This window comes from Aliirhizobium wenxiniae, assembly GCF_019511445.1.
In the GTDB taxonomy this organism is placed as follows: Bacteria; Pseudomonadota; Alphaproteobacteria; order Rhizobiales; family Rhizobiaceae; genus Neorhizobium; species Neorhizobium wenxiniae_A.
In genome coordinates this window covers 1-1,318 of sequence record NZ_JAEUAN010000060.1, presented here as the reverse complement: position 1 = coordinate 1,318, position 1,318 = coordinate 1, and the positions used below count along the sequence as shown (strand labels likewise).

General features: G+C 55.1%; 2 protein-coding genes. One reads left to right on the top strand and one right to left on the bottom strand.

Going from position 1 to position 1,318, the window contains the following annotated elements; translation table 11 throughout:
• Positions 1 to 285: hypothetical protein (locus tag JNB91_RS31835; RefSeq protein ID WP_220329115.1), on the top strand; the 285-nt coding region annotated here is incomplete at its 5' end.
• Here the strand turns inward: JNB91_RS31835 and JNB91_RS30240 are convergent.
• Positions 254 to 1,258: an IS110 family RNA-guided transposase gene (locus tag JNB91_RS30240; RefSeq protein WP_220329114.1), complete on the bottom strand. Its 1,005-nt coding sequence runs from the start codon at positions 1,256 to 1,258 to the stop codon at positions 254 to 256. The two genes, JNB91_RS31835 and JNB91_RS30240, sit on opposite strands and share 32 nt — an antisense overlap.
• Positions 1,259 to 1,318 lie beyond the last annotated feature (60 nt).

Here is a 1,318-nt window from a genome sequence, read left to right as displayed (position 1 = left end):
AATCTATGGACGCCTCCCGGGCGAGAAGAATATTTGGCGGCAACTCGGCATTGGATGCGTGAATCTATCCGGCCTATCGCTGGAGCGATCACGCTCCTGGCCTTGATGGGAGTCCGCTACCTCTGTCCTCATAACATGATCGACCTTTATGGCCTTGTCGTAAATCAGGATCCGAAGCTGCGGTCCGTGCCGTTACGCCATCAGTTCTTACCTCGCATTCATCATTGCCTCATCGGCAACGATTGGCAAATGACTATTGTGCGGCGTATCGCTCCTGTCGTGTGAGCAGGGCCCATGCTATCCGCGCGGTCTTATTGGCAAGCGCCACGATCGCTTTGTTATAACCCCGGCGAGAGACGAGCTCTTTCAGCCATTGAGATCGACGATCATCGTGACTGGCAAGTCGGCTGATAACTGCACGTGCGCCATGAATCATCTGGCGACGTAGATAATGGTTCGCTCGGCGGCCAATTCCGCCAAGCCGTGGTTTGCCGCCAGTCGAGTATTGTCGCGGGACCAGCCCGATCCAGGCCGCCAGCTCTCGCCCAGATTTAAAGTGACGTCCGTCCTCAACGCTAGCAACGAGTGCCGTTGCAATGATCGGACCGACGCCTGGCAGTTCGGACAAACGGCGGCAATCCTCTCGTTCGCGGCAAATCTCGCAAACCTTCCTATCAATCTTGACAATTCGGTCATTCACATCGGTGAGTTGGTCGAGTAGTTCGAGGAATAGCTCGCGCCCGAGATCGGAGAGATCAGCGCTCTGAACAGCCGCAGGCGCCTGGGATACAAAACGCCATGGTCCTTGCGGCAACACGATGCCATATTCGGCGAGAAGACCGCGTGCATGATTGATCAGCGATGTACGCTGGATGATCATACGCTCTCTAACTCTATGCAGCGACTGAAGGTCTTGCTGTGTGGTCGATTTGACCGGCACAAATCGCATGGTCGGACGGGTCGCCGCTTCATAAATTGCCGCAGCATCTACGGCGTCGTTTTTGGAGCCGCGAACGAAGGGCTTCACAAAGCGAGGGTTGATGAGCAGGACCTCTCGCCCATTGTCTTTGAATTGCCGTCCCCAGTGATGGGCACTGGCGCAAGCTTCCATAGCAATAGTCTTTGGAGCGAGTGCGTTAACAGTCCCGGCCAACTTCGATCTGCTGACCTTGCGCGACAAGATAGCGCCATCTGAAGCAATGCTGTGCAGATGAAACGACGACTTTCCGAGATCGATTGCGAGCAATTCGAATGTCATGACTTCCTCCTTTGGTGGCCTTTCATTCTGAAGGTTCGGAGGGAGGCGTCCATCCCATAA